1 protein-coding gene and 1 pseudogene (both running past the window's edge) are annotated in these 22384 nt (G+C 68.0%); both read right to left on the minus strand.

Annotation, left to right across the window (positions count from 1 at the left end; all coding sequences use genetic code 11):
- Window positions 1-3913 (minus strand): annotated as a pseudogene (locus tag ACJX2R_RS10215) (SDR family NAD(P)-dependent oxidoreductase) (its annotated part extends 26522 nt beyond the left edge of the window); the annotation flags it as partial.
- On the minus strand, window positions 3910-22384 hold the 3' portion of the coding sequence (locus ACJX2R_RS10220; RefSeq protein ID WP_413099802.1) for an SDR family NAD(P)-dependent oxidoreductase. Its footprint extends 7310 nt past the window's final position; the window shows 18475 of its 25785 coding nt (coding positions 7311-25785); its start codon lies off the right edge, out of view; it ends in the stop codon at window positions 3910-3912. The gene ACJX2R_RS10220 and the pseudogene ACJX2R_RS10215, both read right to left, overlap by 4 nt.

Raw genomic sequence — 22384 nt, forward strand, 5'->3', positions numbered from 1 at the left:
CCTCGTCCGGGGTGCTGCGGGACAGCAACAGCAGATGACGCACACCGCGTTCGGTCACCAGGTGCCGGGCGACGATCCCCGCCAGCACACCCGAACCGCCCGTTACCAGGACCGTGCCATCCGGATCCCACGCCCTTTCAGACTCAGGGCCAGCGGCATGCGTACGGGTCAGTCGTGGTACTTCGTAGCGGCCGTCGCAGATCCGCAGCCGTGGCTCGTCCAATCCGACGGTCGCGGCCAGCTGGTCCGGAGTGAGGGCGTCGTCGTCGCTTTCCACCAGGACGAACCGGCCGGGGTGCTCGGACTGCGCCGACCGCATCAACCCCGACACGGCCGCAGCGGCCAGCCCAGTGCCGGTCCGCACGACCAGCGTGCTGTCAGCGAAGCGTTCCCCGGCCAGCCACCCCTGTACTGTTTGCAGGACCTGGGCGGTCAGTATGCGAGTCTGCGCCAGCGGGTCGTCGTTGCCGGGGCGTGCGGTGAACACCACGACATCGGGCACCGGCGCATCACCGTCCACCGCCAGGTCTTCAAAGGCACCCACCGGCAGGCCAGTCTGCTGAGGGGCGGGGATTTCTGTCCAGGTCAGGGTGAGCAGGTCGGTGGTACTGGTGGGCGGTTCGTTGACGGGAACAGCGTCCAGTGTGAGGGAGCGGGCGGCCAGGACGGGGAGGCCTGTGCTGTCGGTGGCGTCCACGGACAGGGTGCCGTCATCGTGTGAGGTGAGGCGAACGCGCAGCTCGCCGGGGTGGCCGGCGTACAGGGTCAGGCCCTGCCACACGGCAGGGGTCTCCTCGCCTACGGCGGTGAGGGCGGCAGTCATCAGGCCGGGATGAAGCACAAACCTGGTGGCGTCGTGGGTGTCGTCCAGGGCGACCTCGGCGAACACATCACTGCCGCGGTGCCACACCCCGCGCAGTGACGGTACTCGGGTCTCGACCGGGACCGCACCGGCCGGCGGCCACACCCCATCGGCCTGCCAGCCGGACACCCTGCCGGTGGCGGTGGTGACCAGGGTCGCGCTGGCCAGACGTGTCCAGGGCTCGCCGTCGCTGTAACGGGCATGGACACTGAGCTGGCGGCGGCTGGCCTCGTCCGGTTCGCTCACCCAGGTTTGTACCTGGACGGCGCCGTCGTCGGGGAGCAGCAGCAACGCTTCCACGGTGAGTTCCTCAACGAGGCCGCAGCCGGTCTCGTCCGCCGCTGCCAGCGCCATCTCCACCAACGCCGTCGCGGGTAGAACCGCCTGGTCCCGCAGCCACAGTTCACCGCTTCGGGAGACTTGCGAGGTGAACAGCACTCCACTGGCCTCGGCCAGCCCTACCGCCGCCCCGAGCAACGGATGACCACCCGCAGCCGACCGGTCCGCGCCCTTGAGCCAGTACCGCTGATGCTGGAACGCGTACGTCGGAAGATCCAGCACCCGGCCCGGGACATCGCCCAGCACCGCAGGCCAGTCGACAGTCACGCCGCTGACATACAGATGGGCCAGGGCGCTGATCGCGGCCTGTGCCTCGTGGTCGCCGTGCAGCATCGCGATGCCGTCGACCAGGCGGGCCAGTGACCGGTCGGCACCCAACTCGACGAAAACCGCGTCACCGTAGGAAGCGACCCGCTCACCGAACCGGACCACATCCCGGACCTGCCGCACCCAATACTCAGCAGTCGCAACCTGATCACCCGCGGCCATGGTGAGACGGGGCGTTTGGTAGGTGAGGCGTTCGGCCACCGCCCGGAACTCCTCCAGCATTGGTTCCATACGAGCGGAGTGGAACGCATGGCTGGTCGCCAGACGTGTTGACTTACCCAAGGCCGCTGCGGCCCGCAGTACGGGGGCCTCATCACCGGAGAGAACCACCGACGACGGCCCGTTGACCGCCGCGATCTCCACACCCTCACACAGAACCGCTTCTGCTTCTTCCTCGGAGACCGGAACAGCGACCATCACCCCACCCGGGGGCAGGGCCTGCATCAGGCGGGCCCGCGCCGACACCAATGTGCAGGCGTCTTCCAGCGACCACAGCCCGGAGACGTATCCGGCGGCGAGTTCGCCGACAGAATGGCCGATCACCGCATCCGGTCGTACACCCCAGGACTCCAACAACCCGAACAGAGCCACCTGCAAAGCGAACAAAGCGGGCTGGGCGTAACCGGTCTCGTTCACATCGAGATCGGGCACATCCAGCAGATCCCACACCTGCTGATGGATCTGTGCGAAGACGGGGAACGCGGCGGCCAGTTCCTCCCCCATACCGGAACGCTGCGACCCCTGCCCCGGGAAGACGAACACCAACCTTGGACCAGACACCGCAGCCCCGGTAACGGTGTTATCTCCCATGAGTACGGCCCGGTGCTCGAACACCGACCGCGTCACCGCCAGCGTCGACGCCACAGCCGGCAGATCCACCCCGGGCGACCCCGCCAGATACGCACGCAACCGGCCCTCATACTCGACCAGAGCTGGCAACGTCCTCGCTGACACCACCAACGGCACCCACTCCGACGCCACGACCGGCGCCTCCGCAGGCCGCACATCGTCCACAGCCTGCGTGGGGGGTGCGCTTTCCAGGATGACGTGGGCGTTGGTGCCACTGATCCCGAACGACGACACACCTGCCCGGCGAGGCCGGTCGGTGTCCGGCCACGGCTGGTTCTCCGTCACCAGCTCGACCGCGCCCTCCGTCCAGTCCACATGCCGCGACGGCTCATCCACATGCAACGTGCGCGGCACCAGCCCGTGCCGCAGCGCCATCACCATTTTGATGACACCCGACACACCCGCAGCAGCCTGCGTATGACCCAGATTCGACTTCACCGAACCCAGCAGCAACGGCCGCTCACGATCCTGACCATAGGTCGCGAGCAGCGCCTGCGCCTCGATCGGGTCACCCAACGTCGTACCCGTGCCATGCGCCTCGACCACATCCACCTCAGCCGTGGTCAAACCCGCGTTGGCCAGCGCCTGCCGGATCACCCGCTGCTGCGAGGGGCCGTTCGGCGCGGACAGGCCGTTCGACGCACCATCCTGGTTCACCGCCGAGCCCCGCACCACCGCCAACACCTGGTGACCCTTGGCCTGAGCATCCGACAAACGCTCCACCAGCAGGACGCCGACGCCCTCAGCCCATCCCGTGCCGTCCGCGGCATCGGCGAACGCCTTGCACCGGCCATCGGATGCCAGGCCACGCTGCCGCGAGAACTCCACGAAACTTTGCGGCGTGGCCATCACGGTGACACCGCCGACCAGGGCCAGGGAACATTCCCCCTGCCTCAGGGCATACCCCGCTTGGTGCAACGCCACCAGCGATGACGAACACGCCGTGTCCACCGTGACAGCTGGCCCCTCGAGGCCGAAGAAATACGACACCCGCCCCGACAGAACACTCACCGCACCGGCAGTCGCCCCGAAGCCGCCGAGGTCGGCACCGATGCCATAGCCACCGGGGTACGCACCCATGAAAACACCGGTATCAGTACCACGGAGGGAACCGGGCTCGATCCCGGCCCGCTCGAACGCCTCCCAGGAAGCCTCCAGGACCAGCCGCTGCTGCGGGTCCATCGCCAGAGCTTCCCGCGGGCTGATCCCGAAGAACGAGGCATCAAAGCCACCTGCGGAGTCCAGGAAACCGCCCTGTACGCAGTACGCCTTCCCGGGCGCGTCCGGATCAGGGTCGTACAGGTTCTCCACATCCCAGCCACGGTCGGTGGGGAAACCGGAAATCGCGTCCGTACCCGACTCGACCAAGCGCCACAGATCCTCCGGCGACGACACCCCACCCGGCAGACGGCACGCCATACCCACAATCGCCAACGGCTCGTCCATCGCTGCCCGCAACGATGTGTTCGCCTTGCGGAGCCGTGCATTCTCCTTGACCGACTTCCGCAATGCGTCGACAAGCTGATCTTCCCTCATCGTTCCTCCTCCAGCACGTGCTTGATGAGAGCGTCAGCGTCCATCTCATCGACGAAGTCCTCGTCATCGGCTTCCGAATCGGGCTTTGGAACGGCCAGGCCCTCCATGGCTGCCAGCCTCAGCAGCGTGTCCAGCACACCGGCCTCCCGGAACTTGGCAATCGAGACCCCCGCGAGCGCTCGGCGGAGCTCCTGCTCGTGGAGGCTAGGTTCGGGCTCCGCCGGAGCGAACAACTCGCCTAGCCGGGCGGCCAGGGCCGTCGGGGTCGGGTAGTCGAACGCCAACGTGGCGGGCAACCGCAACCCCGTCGCCTTCGCCAGACGGTTTCGCAGCTCCACCGCGGTCAGCGAATCGACGCCCAAATCCTTGAACGCCGCGGTCACCGGAATGCTGCCGACGTCGGCATGTCCCAGCACCGTCGCGGCGCCGTCACACACCACCCTCAACAACGCCTTCTCCCGTTCCTCCGGTGCCAGGGCGGTCAACCACTGCGCTGACGAGTCACCGGCAGAGGTGGCCCTGCGGGCGATCGGGCGGTGCAACGACCGCAGCAACGCCGGGACTTCGGCGTCCCGTACGGGCTCCATCGCGGCGGCTACCAGAACCGGTTCGTCGTGGCGTGAGGCGGTGTCGAACAGCCGCATCCCGTGCTCGGCGGAGAGGGCCCGCAGACCACCGCGCCGGATCCGGCCCCGGTCCGTATCGGTCAGCCTCGCCGTCAGACCACTCGCGTCCTCCCACAGACCCCACGCCAGGGAGAGCGCGGGCAGGCCCTCAGCACGACGCTGCTCCGCCAACGCATCCAGGAACGCGTTGGCCGCCGCGTAGTTGCCCTGCCCCGCACTACCGAGCACACCAGCGGCCGAGGAGTACATGACGAACGCGGCCAGATCGGCGTCCCGGGTGAGTTCGTGCAGGTGCCAGGCGCCGTCGGCCTTGGGCCGCAGGACCGTCTCCAGCCGCTGCGCGCTCAGGGACTCCACCACACCGTCGTCGAGTGCGCCAGCGGTGTGAATCACCGCCGTCAGGGGATGCTCCGGCGACACACCCGCCAGCACCCGCGCCAGCCCGTCACGATCCGATACGTCGCAATCCGCTGTTGCCACCTGGGCGCCCAATTTGACCAGCTCGCTGAGCAGCGCCTCGTCGGGGGTGCTGCGGGAGACCAGGAGAAGATGACGCACATCGCGTTCGGCCACCAGATGCCGGGCGACGATCCCCGCCAGCACGCCCGAACCACCGGTGACCAGGACCGTGCCATCCGGATCCCACGCCCTTTCAGTCTCAGCCTCCAGCTCAGGCTCAGGCTCAGGCTCAGCGACATGCGTACGGGTCAGTCGTGGTACTTCGTACCGGCCGTCGCAGATCCGCAGCTGCGGCTCGTCCAGTCCGACGGTGGCGGCCAGTTGGTCCGGGGTGAGGGTGTCGTCGTCGCTTTCGACCAGGACGAACCGGCCAGGGTGCTCGGACTGCGCCGACCGCATCAACCCCGACACAGCGGCAGCGGCCAGCCCGGTACCGGTCCGCACGACCAGCGTGCTGTCGGTGAAGCGATCCCCAGCCAGCCAGGTCTGGACTGTTCGCAAAACCTGGGCGGTCAGTACGCGGGTCTGTTCCAGCGGGTTCGGCGGGTTCTCGCTGCTGTCGGGGAGCGCGGTGAAGACCACCACCTCGGGCACCAGCACATCACTGCCCGACGCCAGGTCTTCGAACCTGCCCATGGTCAGGCTGGTCTCCTGGGGAGCGGGGATCTCCGTCCACGTCAAGGCGAGCAGATCATCGGCAGCGGAACCGAGCGCATCGGCCGACACCGCTCGCGTCACCAGCGAACCGACGGTAGCCACCGGCCGACCGATCTCATCGGCAACCCGCACACTCCAGCCATCCGCTGTCGGGGTCACCGCCACACGCAACGTGGCCGAACCAGTGCCATGGACCCGGACACCGTTCCAGGAAAACGGCAACCCCACACCCCGCTCGGCATCGGGCGCACTCAAGGTGCACGCATGCAAAGCCGCATCGAGCAGAGCCGGATGCACGGCATACCGTGCCGCCTCCCGCGCCTGCTCCTCCGCCAGAGCAACCTCGGCGAAGACCGTATCCCCCTCACGCCACGCAGCCTGCAAACCCTGGAACGCAGGACCGTACTCATACCCATCTGCCACCAACCGGTCATAGAAACCCACCACATCCACCGGCTGCGCCTGAGCCGGCGGCCACGAAGCAAACTCCGACAGCGCGACCGCCACCTCAGAGGTACCAATCACGGCGGAAACATGCCGAACCCAAGAATCGGCGTTCTCCGCCCGAGAGAAGACCGTCACCACCCGGCGCCCGGACTCATCGGCCTCGCCGACCGAGACGGACAGTTGCACACCGCCGGTCCGCGGCAGCAGGAGCGGGGTTTCGATCACCAGCTCATCGACAACATCACAACCGACCTCGCCGGCGGCGCGGACAACCAGCTCAACAAATGCCGTACCGGGGAGCAGCACACTGCCCCAGACCGCGTGATCAGCCAGCCAAGCATGCGTGGCCAGCGATACCCGCCCGGTCAACAGCACACCATCGGACTCAGGCAACTCCACCGCCACACCCAGCAACGGATGACCATCCACAGCCGAGCGATCCACACCCTCGACCCAATACCGCTGGTGCTGGAAGGCGTACGTCGGAAGGTCCAGCACCCGGGCCGTGGTGGTGCCGAGGACGGCGGGCCAGTCGACGGTGACGCCGTGGGTGTAGGCCTGCGCCAGGGCGGTGAGCATCCGGGTGGCATCCCCGTCGTCACGGCGCAACGTGGCAACCGTGACCGCGTCGTCATCCATCGCCTGCAACAACACCGGGCTGGCACTGACCTCGATGAACACGGTCTCGCCCTGGTCCTGCAACTGGCGGACGGCGGGGTCGAAGCCCACCGGTTCACGCAGGTTCCGGTACCAGTACTCCGCATCCAGCGGACCCTCGATCCAGGTGCCGTCCACGGTCGACAGCCACGGCACCACCGGAGCCTGCGAGCCGATACCGGCGGTGATGTCGAGCAGTTCGTCGCGGATCAGCTCGACGTGCGGGGTGTGCGAGGCATAGTCGACCGTGATCCGCCGCACCCGCGTCCCTTGGGCCTCATGAGCGGTCAGGACACGGTCGACCGCCTCCGGGGTGCCCGCGATCACGGTGGAGGCGGGGCCGTTGTGGGCGGCAATCCAGGCGCCCTCGGTCAGCTCGATCTCGTGTGCGGGCAGTGCGATGGATGCCATCGCACCCCGGCCCGCCAGGCCCCGGGCGATCGCCTGACTGCGCAAGGTCACGATCCGGGCGGCGTCACGTAGCGATACGGCACTGGCTATGCAGGCTGCGGCGATCTCGCCCTGGGAGTGGCCGATCACCGCGTCCGGCCGCACACCGGCCGCCTGCCACACCGCCGCCAGGGAAACCATCACCGCCCACGAAGCAGGCTGAACCACATCAACCCGGTCCACCACCACCGGATCATCCAGCACCGCAAACAGATCCCAGTCCACAAACTCACTCAACGCCGCCGCACACTCGGCCATCCGCTCGGCAAACACCACCGACGCACCCCGCAGCGCACTGCCCATCCCCAACCACTGCCACCCCTGACCCGGGAACACAAACACCACCCGAGGATCAGACACAGCAGTACCGGTGCCGGTGCCGGTGCCGGTGCCGGTAACGGTGTCGTCGCCCAGCAGCACAGCACGGTGCTCGAACACCGACCGCGTCACCGCCAGTGTCGACGCCACAGCCCGCGTATCCACGCCGGGTGAGGCCGCCAGGTAGGCGCGCAGCCGGTCCTCGGCCTCGGCCAGGGCGGACTGGGACTTGGCCGACACCACCAGCGGCACCAACTCCGACGCCACCACGGGCGTCACAACAGGCTGCGCCTCCTCCGCGGGCTGAGCCGGTGCGCTCTCCAGGATGACGTGAGCGTTCGTACCGCTGACACCGAAGGACGACACACCGGCCCGGCGGGGCCCCTCGCTGTCGGGCCAGGACTGGTTCTCCCGCACCAGCTCAACCGCACCCACCGACCAGTCCACATGCCGCGACGGCTCATCCACATGCAACGTGCGCGGCACCAGCCCGCGCTGGAGCGCCATCACCATCTTGATAACACCCGACACACCCGAGGCGGCCTGCGTATGGCCGATGTTCGACTTCAACGAGCCCAGCAGCAGGGGCCGCTCACGGTCCTGGCCGTACGTGGCGAGCAGCGCCTGGGCCTCGATCGGGTCACCCAACGTCGTACCCGTGCCATGCGCCTCGACCACATCCACCTCAGCGGTGCTCAGGCCAGCGTTACTGAGAGCGGCCCGGATCACCCGCTGCTGCGAAGGACCGTTCGGCGCGGTCAGCCCGTTGGACGCACCGTCCTGGTTCACCGCCGAGCCCCGCACCACCGCAAGCACCTGGTGGCCGTTGCGGCGGGCGTCGGAAAGCCGCTCTACCAGCAGCAGACCCGCGCCCTCGGAGAAACCGGCACCATCCGCACTGTCCGCGAACGCCTTACACCGGCCATCGGAGGCCAGACCACGCTGCCGAGCGAACTCGGTGAAAACCTCCGGCGTGGCCATCACCGTCACACCACCGGCCAACGCCATCGAACACTCACCATTACGCAACGCCTGCGCCGCCAGATGCAAAGCAACCAGAGACGAGGAGCACGCCGTATCCATCGTGATCGCCGGACCCTCAAGACCGAAGAAGTACGACACCCGGCCGGACAACACGCTGGGGCCGGACGTGGCGCCATAACCTTCGCGATCAAACCCGACGCCGTAGCCAACGGGGAATGCACCAATGAAGACGCCGGTGTCGCTGCCACGTACGGAACCAGGCTCGATCCCAGCCCGCTCGAACGCCTCCCAGGACACCTCCAACAGCAACCGCTGCTGCGGATCCATCGCCAACGCCTCACGCGGACTGATCCCGAAGAACCCGGCATCAAAGCCAGCCGCGGCATCCAGGAAGCCACCCTGCACGGAATACGACTTCCCTGCCGCCTCCGGATCCGGATCGAACAGACCCTCGAGGTCCCAGCCACGGTCGGTGGGGAAACCGGAGACCGCATCCGCACCCGACTCGACAAGGCGCCACAGGTCTTCAGGAGAAGCCACACCGCCCGGCAGACGGCACGCCATACCCACAATCGCCAACGGCTCATCCTGCCCCACCACCGACACTGACGGGCGTGCCGCAACAGGAGTTTCACCGACGAACAACTCACCCAGCCGGACGGCCAAGGACGCCGGGGTCGGATAGTCGAACACCAACGTGGCGGGCAACCGCAACCCCGTCGCCGTCACCAGACGGTTCCGCAACTCCACCGCCATCAGCGAATCCACACCCAGTTCCTTGAACGCACCAGCCGTCGGAATGCTGCGGGCGTCAGCGTGTCCCAGAACCACGGCGGCACTGTCACACACCACCTTCAACAGCGCCTTCTCCCGCTCGGCCGGTGCCAGGGCCGCCAGCCACTGCACCCCACCGCTGGCGGAAGCGGCCCGCCGGGCAACCGGGCGATGCAACGAACGCAGCAGCGCAGGGACTTCGCCGTCTCGGGTCGGGTCCATCACAGCGGGCACCAAGAGCGGTTCGCCGTGGCGTGACGCGGTGTCGAACAGCCGCATCCCGCCCTCAGCGGTGATGGTTCGCATACCACTGCGCCGGATCCGGTCATGGTCGGTGCCGGTGAGTTTCGCGGTCAGGTCTTCGGTGTCCTCCCACAAACCCCACGCCAGCGCAAGTGCGGGCAGGCCCTGGGTACGCCGCTCTTCGGCGAGGGCGTCCACGAACGCGTTGGCTGCCGCGTAGTTGCCTTGCCCCTTATAGCCCAGCACACCAGCGGCGGAGGAGTACATGACGAATGCCGCCAGGTCGGTGTTCCGGGTGAGTTCGTGGAGGTGCCAGGCGCCGTCTGCCTTGGGCCGTAGCACCGTGTCCAGTTGTTGTGTGGTCAGGGACTCCACGACGCCGTCGTCGAGTGCGCCGGCGGTGTGGATCACGGCCGTCAGGGGGTGTTGCGGTGATACGCCCGCCAGTGCGCGTGCCAGCCCGGCGCGGTCCGATACGTCGCAGGCCGCGGTGTCGACCTGGGCGCCCAGCTCGGCGAGTTCGTTGATGAGTGTTTGGTCGGGGGTGGTGCGGGAGAGCAGCAGCAGATGCCGTGCGCGGTGTTCGGTTACCAGGTGGCGGGCGAGGATGGCTGCCAGGACGCCGGAGCCGCCGGTGATCAGGATGGTGCCGTCGGGGTCGGGTCGACGGGGGATAGTGAGGACGATCTTGCCGATGTGGCGGGCGCGGCTCATCCAGCTGAACGCATCACGAGCCTGACGGATGTCCCAGGCCCGCACCGGCAGGGGTTGTAGGACGCCTTGTCCGAACAGGGTGAGGATTTCGGTGATGATCTCCCGAAGCCGGTCCGGGCCGGCGTCCATCAGGTCGAACGCCTGGTAGCTGGTACCCGGCCGCTCGGCGGTGACCTGCTGCGCATCGCGGATATCGGTCTTGCCCATCTCCACGAACCGGCCACCACGAGGCAGCAGATCAAGCGAGGCATCGACAAAGTCACCACTGAGAGAGTTCAGGACGACATCGACACCCCGCCCGTCTGTAGTGTCCAGGAACGCTTCCCGGAAGCCCGTGGTGCGGGAGTCCGCGATCCGAGTGCCGTCCAGACCCGCCTCATACAGGATGTGCTGCTCGCCTGTGCTGGCGGTGGTCGCATAGATCTGCGCGCCGAGGTGGCGTGCGATCTGGGTCGCCGCCATGCCCACACCACCCGCCGCGGCGTGGATCAGCACCGACTCACCCGCACTCAGCCCGGCCAGATCCACCAGCCCGTAATACGCGGTGGCGAACACCACCGGGACGGATGCCGCCGTAGTGAAGGACCAGCCATCAGGCATCACAGCGAGCAGACGACGATCGGCGATCGCGACCGCCCCGATCCCGCCGCCCACAAGACCGAACACTCGGTCTCCCGGGGCCAGGTCGTGGACCCTCGGGCCGACCTCGATCACCACGCCCGCGGCCTCAGCTCCGGTCACAGCCTCACCGGGGTAAGTGCCGAGCGCGATAGGGACATCGCGGAAGTTCAGGCCTGCGGCGCGTATGTCTATGCGTACTTCGCCGGGTTGCAGGGGCCGTTCGGCGGTGTCGGTGGGTATCAGCGCGAGGTCTTGCAGGGTTCCGCTGCGGGAGTGTTCCAGCAGCCAGGCACGATTGTCGGGGATCGTCAGCGGGCTGTGTTCGGGGGTATTGGTCCGGGCCAGGCGTACTGCCTCGTACCGGCCGTCGTTGATCCGCAGGCGCGGCTCGTCGAGCCCGACGGTGGCAGCGAGTTGGTCCGAGGTTAGGGTGTCGTCGTCGCTTTCCACCAGGATGAACCGGCCGGGGTGTTCGGACTGGGCCGATCGCATCAGGCCCGACACTGCGGCGGCGGCCGGCCCGGTGCCGGTCCGTACGACCAGGGTGCTGTCGGTGAAGCGTTCCCCGGCCAGCCAGGTCTGGACTGCCTGGAGGACTTGGGCGGTCAGCGTGCGGGCTTGTTCCAGCGGGTTCTCGCTGCTGGTGGGGAGTGCGGTGAAGATCACCACGTCGGGTACCGGCATGTTGCCGTCCGCCAGGTCTTCGAACCTGCCCATGGTCAGGCTGGTTTCCTGGGGGGCCGGGATTTCCGTCCACGTCAGGGTGAGCAGGTCGTCCGTGGTGGAGCCGAGTGTGTCGGCGGTTACCGGCCGGGTGATGAGGGAACCGATGGTGGCCACGGGTCGGCCGGTGTCATCGGCGACCCGCACACTCCAGCCATCCGTTGCCTGTGTCAGCGCGACACGCAGCGTGGCCGAGCCCGTGGCATGGACCTGAACACCGTTCCAGGAGAACGGCATCCGCACGGTCTGCTGGTCGGTATCGGGTGTGTTCAGGATGCTGGCGTGCATGGCGGCGTCCAACAGCGCCGGGTGTACGGCGTATCGTGCCGCCTCCTGCGCCTGCTCCTCAGCCAGAGCAACCTCGGCGTAGACGGTGTCCCCGTCACGCCACGCAGCCTCCAGCCCCTGGAACGCGGGACCGTACTCGGTACCTGCCGCAGCCAGCCGATCGTAGAAGTCGGCCACGTTCACCGGCTGCGCCTGGGCTGGCGGCCACGAGGCGAACTCCGACAGCGAGAGGGGTGCGTCAGAGGCACTGATCGTGGCGGAAACGTGCCGGGTCCACGTGTCCGTGTCGTCCGCCCGAGAAAAGACCGTCACCGCGCGGTGTCCGGACTCGTCGGCCTCGCCGACGGACACGGACAGTTGCACGCCCCCGGTCTGCGGCAGGAGGAGCGGGGTTTCGATCACGAGCTCGTCGACGATGTCGCATTCGACCTCGTCGGCGGCGCGGACGACCAGTTCCACGAATGCGGTGCCGGGGAGCAGGACGCTGCCCCGGACCGCGTGGTCGGCCAGCCATGTGTAGGTGGCCAGTGATACCCGCCCGGTGAGTACCACACCGTCGGAGCCGGGCAGTGCCACTACCGTGCCCAGCAGTGGATGACCGTCGGCGGTCGACCGGTCCACGTTCTTGAGCCAGTACCGCTGATGCTGGAAGGCGTAGGTCGGAAGATCCAGCACCCGGCCCGGGACATTGCCCAGCACCGCAGGCCAGTCGACAGTCACACCCTGGACATAGGCCTGCGCCAGAGCCGTGACCATACGGGCGGCGCCCCCGTCGTCACGGCGCAACGTGGCAACCGTGACCGCGTCGTCGCCCATCGCCTGCAACAACACCGGGCTGGCACTGACCTCCACGAACACGGTCTCGCCCTGGTCCTGCAACTGGCGGACGGCGGGGGCGAAGCCCACTGGTTCACGCAGGTTCCGGTACCAGTACTCCGCATCCAGCGGTCCCTCGACCCAGGTCCCGTCCACGGTCGACAGCCACGGCACCACCGGAGCCTGCGAGTCGATACCGGCGGTGATGTCGAGCAGTTCGTCGCGGATCAGCTCGACGTGCGGAGTGTGCGAGGCAAAGTCGACGGTGATCCGCCGCACCCGCGCCCCCCGCGCCTCATGAGCGGTCAGGACACGATCCACTGCCTCCGGGGCACCCGCGATGACGGTGGAGGCGGGGCCGTTGTGGGCGGCGATCCAGGCGCCGTCGGCCAGCTCGATCTCGTGTGCGGGCAGTGCGATGGATGCCATCGCACCCCGGCCCGCCAGACCCCGGGCGATCACCTGACTGCGCAACGTCACGATCCGGGCGGCGTCGCGCAGCGACAGCGCACCTGCTACGCAGGCTGCGGCGATCTCACCCTGGGAGTGACCGATCACCGCATCCGGCCGCACACCGGCCGCCTCCCACACCGCCGCCAGGGAAACCATCACCGCCCAGGAGGCGGGCTGAACCACATCGACCCGGTCCACCACCGCCGGATCATCCAAAACCGCAAACAGATCCCAATCCACAAACTCACCCAACGCCGCCGCACACTCAGCCATCCGCTCCGCGAACACCACCGACGAACCCCGCAGCGCACTGCCCATCCCCAGCCACTGCCACCCCTGACCCGGGAAGACAAACACCACCCGGGGGTCGGACATAGCAAGACCGGTGCCGGTAACAGTGTCATCGCCGAGGAGCACGGCGCGGTGCTCGAACACCGACCGTGTCACCGCCAGTGTCGACGCGACAGCAGGCATGTCTGCCTCGGGTGAGGCCGCCAGGTAGGCGCGCAGCCGGTCCTCGGCCTCGGCCAGGGCGGACTCGGTCTTGGCCGACACCACCAGCGGCACCAGCTCCGAGGCCACCACCGGCACCTCTACGGGCTGCGCCTCCTCCGCGGGCTGGGCGGGTGCGCTCTCCAGGATGACGTGAGCGTTCGTACCGCTGACACCGAAGGACGACACACCGGCCCGGCGGGGCCGGTCGCCCTCGGGCCAGGACTGGTTCTCCCGCACCAGCTCAACCGCACCCACCGACCAGTCCACATGCCGCGACGGCTCATCCACATGCAACGTGCGCGGCACCAGCCCGCGCTGGATCGCCATCACCATCTTGATAACACCCGACACACCCGAGGCAGCCTGCGTATGGCCGATGTTCGACTTCAACGAGCCCAGCAGCAGAGGCCGCTCACGATCCTGGCCGTACGTGGCGAGTACCGCCTGGGCCTCGATCGGGTCACCCAGTGTCGTACCCGTGCCATGGGCCTCGACCACATCCACCTCATGCGCCGCAAGACCGGCGTTGCTGAGAGCGGCTTGGATCACCCGCTGCTGCGAAGGACCATTCGGCGCGGTCAGCCCGTTCGACGCACCGTCCTGGTTCACCGCCGAGCTACGGACCACTGCCAGCACCTGGTGGCCCTTAGCTTGCGCGTCAGACAAACGCTCCACCAGCAGGACGCCGACGCCCTCAGCCCATCCCGTGCCGTCCGCACTGTCCGCGAACGCCTTGCACCGGCCATCGGAGGCCAGACCGCCCTGGCGCGAGAACTCGGTGAAGAGCTCCGGTGTGGCCATCACGGTGGCGCCGCCAACCAGAGCCAGCGAACACTCACCCTGCCGCAAGGCATACCCGGCCTGGTGCAACGCCACCAGTGATGACGAGCAGGCCGTGTCCACTGTGAACGCGGGCCCCTCTAGACCGAAGAAGTACGACACCCGGCCGGACAGGACACTGGTCGCGCCGGCGGTGGCGCCGAAGCCGCCGAGGTCGGCACCGATGCCGTAGCCACCGGGGTACGCGCCCATGAAGACACCGGTATCAGTACCGCGTACGGAACCAGGCTCGATACCGGCCCGCTCGAACGCCTCCCAGGACACCTCCAACAGCAGCCGCTGCTGCGGATCCATCGCCAGTGCCTCACGCGGACTGATCCCGAAGAACGAGGCGTCGAAACCGGCCGCAGCGTCCAGGAAGCCGCCCTCAGCACGGTAAGACTTACCGGCCGGGTCAAAGTTCTCCACGTCCCAGCCACGGTCAGTGGGGAAACCGGAGACCGCATCCGTACCCGACTCGACCAAGCGCCACAGGTCTTCAGGAGAGGCCACACCGCCCGGCAAGCGACACGCCATACCCACAATCGCCAACGGCTCGTCCTGCGCCACCGCCGACACCGGCCCGCGTACCGGGACAGGGTTCTCGCCGGTGAACAACTCCCCCAGCCGGGTAGCCAAGACCGTCGGGGTGGGGTAGTCGAACACCAACGTGGCGGGCAACCGCAACCCCGTCGCCTTCGCCAGACGGTTCCGCAACTCCACCGCCGTCAGCGAATCCACACCCAGATCCCTGAACACGGCGGATACGGAGACAGTGCTGGCGTCGGCGTGTCCCAGAACGGTCGCGGCACTGTCAGACACTAGCTTCAGCAGTGCCTTCTCCCGTTCGGCTGGTGTCAGGGTCGCCAGCCACCGCGCTCCGCCAGCGGTAGCGGCCCGCCGGGCGATCGGGCGGTGCAACGACCGCAGCAACGCCGGGACTTCGGCGTCCCGTACGGGCTCCATCGCGGCGGCTACCAGAACCGGGTCGTCGTGGCGTGAGGCGGTGTCGAACAGCCGCATCCCGTGCTCGGCGGAGAGGGCCCGCAGCCCACCGCGCCGGATCCGGCCCCGGTCCGTATCGGTCAGCCTCGCCGTCAGACCACTGCTGTCCTCCCACAGACCCCACGCCAGCGAGAGCGCGGGCAGACCCTCAGCACGACGCTGCTCCGCCAACGCATCCAGGAACGCGTTGGCCGCCGCGTAGTTCCCCTGCCCCGCGCTACCGAGCACACCGGCTGCCGAGGAGTACATGACGAACGCCGCCAGGTCGGCGTCCCGGGTGAGTTCGTGCAGGTGCCAGGCGCCGTCGGCCTTGGGCCGCCGCACCGTCTCCAGCCGCTGCGCGGTCAGGGACTCCACCACACCGTCATCCACCACACCCGCGGTGTGGATCACGGCCGTCAGGGGATGCTCCGACGACACCCCCGCCAGCACCTGCGCCAGCCCGGCACGATCGGACACGTCACAGGCCGCTGTCTCCACCGCGGCACCCAACTCGGCCAACTCGCCGATCAGTGCCTCGTCCGGGGTGCTGCGGGAGACCAGCAGCAGATGACGCACATCGCGTTCGGCCACCAGGTGCCTGGCGACGATCCCCGCCAGGACGCCGGAACCGCCCGTGACCAGGACCGTGCCATCCGGATCCCAAATCCCTTCAGACTCAGCCTTAGGCTCAGCGGCATGCGTACGGGTCAGCCGTGGCACTTCGTACCGGCCGTCGTTGATCCGCAGCCGTGGCTCGTCCAGTCCGACGGTGGCGGCCAGTTGGTCCGGGGTGAGGGTGTCGTCGTCGCTTTCGACCAGGACGAACCGGCCGGGGTGCTCGGACTGCGCCGACCGCATCAACCCCGACACAGCGGCAGCAGCCAGCCCGGTACCGGTCCGCACGACCAGCGTGCTGTCGGTGAAGCGATCCCCGCCAAGCCAGGTCTGGACTGTTTGCAGAACCTGGGCGGTCAGTACGCGGGTCTGTTCCAGCGGGTTCGGCGGGTTCTCGCTGCTGTCGGGGAGCGCGGTGAAGACCACCACCTCGGGCACCGGCACATCACCCTCCGGCACCAGGTCTTCGAACCGGCCGACCGTCAGGCCGGTCTGCTCAGGGGTGGGGATTTCTGTCCAGGTCAGGGTGAGCAGGTCGTCGGTGCTGGTGGCAGGTTCGTAGACGGGGACGGTGCCCGGGGTGAGGGAGCGGGCGGTCAGGACGGGCAGGCCCGTGCTGTCGGTGGCGTCCACGGACAGGGTGCCGTCATCGTGTGAGGTGAGGCGGACGCGCAGCTCGCCGGGGTTGCCGGCGTGCAGGGTCAGGCCCTGCCACACGGCGGGGGTCTCCTCGCCTACGGCGGTGAGCGCGGCGGCCATCAGACCGGGATGAAGCACAAACCTGGTGGCGTCGTGAGTGTCGTCCAGAGCGACCTCGGCGAATACATCGCTGCCCAGGCGCCACACCCCGCGCAGCGACGGTGCCGATATCCCGACCGGGACCGCACCAGACGGCGGCCACACCTCCCCGGCCTGCCAGCCGGACACCCTGCCGGTGGTGGTGGTGGCCAGGGTCGCGGTGGCCAGGCAGGTCCAGGGCTCGCCGTCGCTGTTACGGGCGTGGATACTGAGTCGGCGCCGTCCGGTCTCGTCTGGTTCGCTCACCCAGGTTTGTACCTGGACGGCGCCGTCGTCGGGGAGCAGCAGCAACGCTTCCACGGTGAGTTCTTCGACAAGCCCGCAGCCGGTCTCGTCCGCTGCTGCCAGCGCCATCTCCACGAACGCGGTGGCGGGCAGGGCCGTCTGGTCCCGCAGCCACAGATCACCGCTCCGGGACACCCGGGCCGTGAACAGCACCCCGCTGGCCTCGGCCAGCCGCACTGCCTCACCCAGCAGCGGATGCCCACCCGCAGCCGACCGGTCCGCGCCCTCGAGCCAGTACCGCTGATGCTGGAAGGCGTACGTCGGAAGATCCAGCACCCGGCCCCGGGCATCGCCCAGCACCGCGGGCCAGTCGACAGTCACGCCGTTGACGTACAGGTGGGCCAGGGCGCTGATCGCGGCCTGTGCCTCGTGGTCGCCGTGCAGCATCGCGATGCCGTCGACCAGGCGGGCCAGTGACCGGTCGGCACCCAGCTCGACGAACACCGCGTCACCGTAGGAAGCGGCCTGCTCGCCGAACCGGACCACATCCCGGACCTGCCGCACCCAATACTCAGCGGTCGCAACCTGATCACCCGCCGCCATGGTCAGACGAGGTGTCCGGTAAGTCAGGCCTTCGGCGACCGCCCTAAACTCCTCCAGCATCGGCTCCATACGGGCGGAATGGAACGCGTGACTGGTCGCCAACCGCGTCCACTTCCCCAACGTAGCTGCGGCCCGCAGCACGGCGGCCTCATCACCGGAGAGAACCACCGACGACGGCCCGTTGACCGCCGCGATCTCCACACCCTCACACAGAACCGCTTCTGCTTCTTCCTCGGAGACCGGAACAGCGACCATCACCCCACCCGCAGGCAGAGCCTGCATCAGACGCGCCCGCGCCGACACCAATGTGCAGGCGTCTTCCAGCGACCACACCCCGGAGACGTATCCGGCGGCGAGTTCGCCGACAGAATGGCCGATCACCGCATCCGGACCAACACCCCACGACTCCAGCAACCCGAACAGAGCCACCTGCAACGCAAACAAAGCAGGCTGGGCGTAACCGGTCTCGTTCACCTCCAGATCGGGCACATCCAGCAGATCCCACACCTGCTGATGAATCCGCGCGAAGACAGGGAACGCGGCGGCCAGCTCCTCACCCATACCGCCACGCTGCGACCCCTGCCCCGGGAAGACGAACACCACCCGAGGATCAGACACCGCAGTCCCGGTAACGGTGTCATCTCCCATGAGTACGGCCCGGTGCTCGAACACCGAGCGTGTCACCGCCAGTGTCGACGCCACAGCCCGCATATCCACCCCGGGCGACCCCGCCAGATACGCACGCAACCGGCCCTCATAGACCGCCAGAGCCGACTGCGTCCTGGCCGACATCACCAACGGCACCCACTCCGGCGCCGACTCGACCACCGTGTTCTCCACAACCTGCGTGGGAGGTGCGCTTTCCAGGATGACGTGGGCATTGGTGCCACTGATCCCGAACGACGACACACCCGCCCGACGCGGCCGACCCGAATCCGGCCACGGCCGGTTCTCCGTCACCAACTCAACCGCACCCGCCGACCAGTCCACATGCCGCGACGGCTCATCCACATGCAGCGTGCGCGGCACGAGACCGTGCCGGAGCGCCATCACCATCTTGATGACACCCGCCACACCCGCAGCAGCCTGCGTATGACCCAGATTCGACTTCACCGAACCCAGCAGCAACGGCCGCTCACGATCCTGGCCGTAAGTTGCGAGTACCGCCTGGGCCTCGATCGGGTCACCCAGCGTCGTACCCGTGCCATGCGCCTCGACCACATCCACCTCGGACGTGGCCAAACCCGCGTTACTGAGAGCGGCCTGAATCACCCGCTGCTGCGAAGGACCATTCGGCGCGGTCAGCCCGTTCGACGCACCGTCCTGGTTCACCGCCGAGCCCCGCACCACCGCCAACACCTGGTGACCGTTACGGCGGGCGTCGGAGAGCCGCTCCACCAACAGCACACCGACACCCTCGGAGAAGCCGGCACCGTCGGCACTGTCCGCGAAAGCCTTACTGCGACCGTCACCGGCCAAGCCACCCTGACGAGCGAACTCCACGAAAGTCTGCGGCGTGGCCATCACGGTGACGCCACCGACCAGGGCCAGCGAACACTCACCCTGCCGCAGCGCATACCCCGCCTGATGCAACGCCACCAACGACGACGAACACGCCGTGTCGACTGTGAACGCCGGCCCCTCAAGTCCGAAGAAATACGACACCCGCCCCGACAGAACACTCACCGCACCGGCAGTCGTCCCGAAGCCGCCGAGGTCGGCACCGATGCCGTAGCCACCGGGGTACGCACCCATGAAAACACCGGTATCAGTACCGCGTACGGAACCAGGCTCGATCCCGGCCCGCTCGAACGCCTCCCAGGACACCTCCAGCACCAGCCGCTGCTGCGGATCCATCGCCAACGCCTCACGCGGACTAATCCCGAAGAACGAGGCATCAAAACCACCCGCAGCATCCAGGAAACCACCCCGCAAGCGATAGGAGTCACCAGCTGCGGGCCCAAACAGACCCTCCACATCCCAGCCACGATCAGTGGGGAAACCAGAGACCGCATCCGTACCCGACTCGACCAAGCGCCACAGATCCTCCGGCGACGACACCCCACCCGGCAGGCGACACGCCATACCCACGATCGCCAACGGCTCGTCCTGCCCCACCACCGACACCGACGTAGGGACTGCAACAGGGGTTTCACCGACGAACAACTCCCCCAGCCGAGCAGCCAAGGCCGCCGGGGTCGGGTAGTCGAACACCAACGTGGCGGGCAACCGCAACCCCGTCGCCTTCGCCAGACGGTTCCGCAACTCCACCGCAGTCAGCGAATCCACACCCAGATCCCTGAACGCACCAGCCGCCGGAATCGTGCTGGCGTCGGCATGTCCCAGAACCGTCGCGGCGCCGTCACACACCACCTTCAGCAGCGCCTTCTCCCGCTCCACAGGCGCCAACCGAGCCAGCCACCGCACCGACGAACCGCCGGTAGAAGCAGCCCGCCGGGCAACCGGACGCTGCAACAAACGCAACAACGCCGGAACCTCGACATCACGCACAGGCTCCATCGCCGCAGCGAGCAAAACTGGCTCACCATGACGTGACGCCGCCTCAAGCAAACCCATCCCACGACCCGCAGAGATGGCCCGCAAGCCACCACGCCGGATCCGGTCACGATCCGTCTCAGTCATTTCGACGGTCAGACCACTGGCGTCCTCCCACAAACCCCACGCCACCGCCAGCGCAGGCAGACCCTCAGCACGACGCTGCTCCGCCAACGCATCCACGAACGCATTGGCCGCCGCATAATTACCCTGCCCCGCACTACCGAGCACACCAGCCGCCGAGGAATACATGACGAACGCCGCCAGATCGGCATCACGGGTCAGCTCATGCAGGTACCAGGCCCCGTCGGCCTTGGGCCGCAGCACCGTCTCCAGCCGCCGCGCACTCAGGGACTCCACCACACCGTCATCGAGTGCACCGGCGGTGTGAATCACCGCGGTCAACGGGTGTTGCGGTGATACACCGGCCAGTGCGCGTGCCAGCTCGGCGCGGTCCGATACGTCGCAGGCCGCGGTGTCGACCTGGGCGCCGAGCTCGGTGAGTTCGTTGATGAGTGTTTGGCCGGGGGTGGTGCGGGAGAGCAGCAGCAGATGGCGTGCGCGGTGTTCGGTTACCAGGTGGCGGGCGAGGATGGCTGCCAGGACGCCGGAGCCGCCGGTGATCAGGATGGTGCCGTCGGGGTCGGGCCGGCGGGGGATGGTGAGGACGATCTTGCCGATGTGGCGAGCGCGACTCATCCAGCTGAACGCATCACGAGCCTGACGGATGTCCCAGGCCCGCACCGGCAGGGGTTGTAGGACACCCTGTGCGAACAGAGTGAGCAGCTCAGCGATAATATCCCGCAGCCGGTCCGGGCCGGCGTCCATCAGGTCGAACGCCTGGTAGCTGGTACCCGGCCGCTCGGCGGTGACCTGCTGCGCATCGCGGATGTCGGTCTTGCCCATCTCCACGAACCGGCCGCCGCGGGGCAGCAGATCAAGCGAGGCATCGACAAAGTCACCACTGAGGGAGTTCAGGACGACATCGACACCCCGCCCGTGTGTGTTGTTGAGGAAGGTTTCCTGGAAACTCAGCGTGCGGGAGTCGGCGATGCGGGTGTCTTCCAGACCGGCTTCACGCAGGACGTGCTGCTTACCGGTACTGGCCGTCGCGAAGATCTGCGCACCCAAATGACGGGCGATCTGGGTCGCCGCCATGCCCACACCACCCGCCGCGGCGTGGATCAACACCGACTCGCCCGCACTCAGCCCGGCCAGATCCACCAACCCGTAATACGCGGTGGCGAACACCACCGGGACGGATGCCGCCGTAGTGAAGGACCAACCATCAGGAATCACACCCAGCATCCGACGATCAGCGATCGCGACCGCCCCGAACCCGCCGCCCACAAGACCGAACACTCGGTCTCCCGGGGCCAGATCCTGTACCTGCGGGCCGACCTCGAGCACCACGCCCGCGGCCTCACCGCCTGCCAGGCGTTTGTCGTCGACCATGCCGAGTGCCACGACGACATCGCGGAAGTTGAGCCCCGCGGCGCGTACGTCTATGCGTACTTCGCCGGGTTGCAGGGGCCGTTCGGCGGTGTCGGTGGGTACGAGAGCGAGGTCTTGCAGGGTTCCGCTGCGGGGTTGTTCCAGCAGCCAGGCACGACTGTCGGGAATCGTCAGCGGGCTGCTTTCCGGCGCATTCGCCCGCGCCAGCCGCGGCACCTCGAACCGGCCGTCGCAGACCCGTAGCCGCGGCTCATCGAGCCCGATGGTGGCCGCCAGCTGGTCCGGGGTGAGGGTGTCGTCGTCGCTTTCCACCAAAACGAACCGGCCCGGGTGCTCCGACTGGACCGAACGCATCAACCCCGACACCCCGGCGGCGGCCAAACCAGTTCCGGTCCGTACAACCAGCGTGCTGTCGGTGAAGCGTTCCCCGGCCAGCCAGGTCTGGACTGCCTGAAGAACCTGGGCGGTCAGCGTACGGGTCTGTGCCAGCGGGTCCAGCGGATCCAGCGGATCCAGCCGGTTCTCGCTGCGCTCGGGGAGTGCGGTGAAGACCACCACCTCGGGCACCGGCACATCTCCGCCCGACACCAGATCCTCGAACCGGCCAACCGTCAGACCGCTCTCCTGAGGGGCCGGGATCTCCGTCCACGTCAAGGCGAGCAGGTCATCGGCAGCGGTACCGAGCGCA

It is taken from the genome of Streptomyces sp. Inha503, from assembly GCF_047215865.1.
Taxonomy (GTDB): domain Bacteria; phylum Actinomycetota; class Actinomycetes; order Streptomycetales; family Streptomycetaceae; genus Streptomyces; species Streptomyces lycopersici.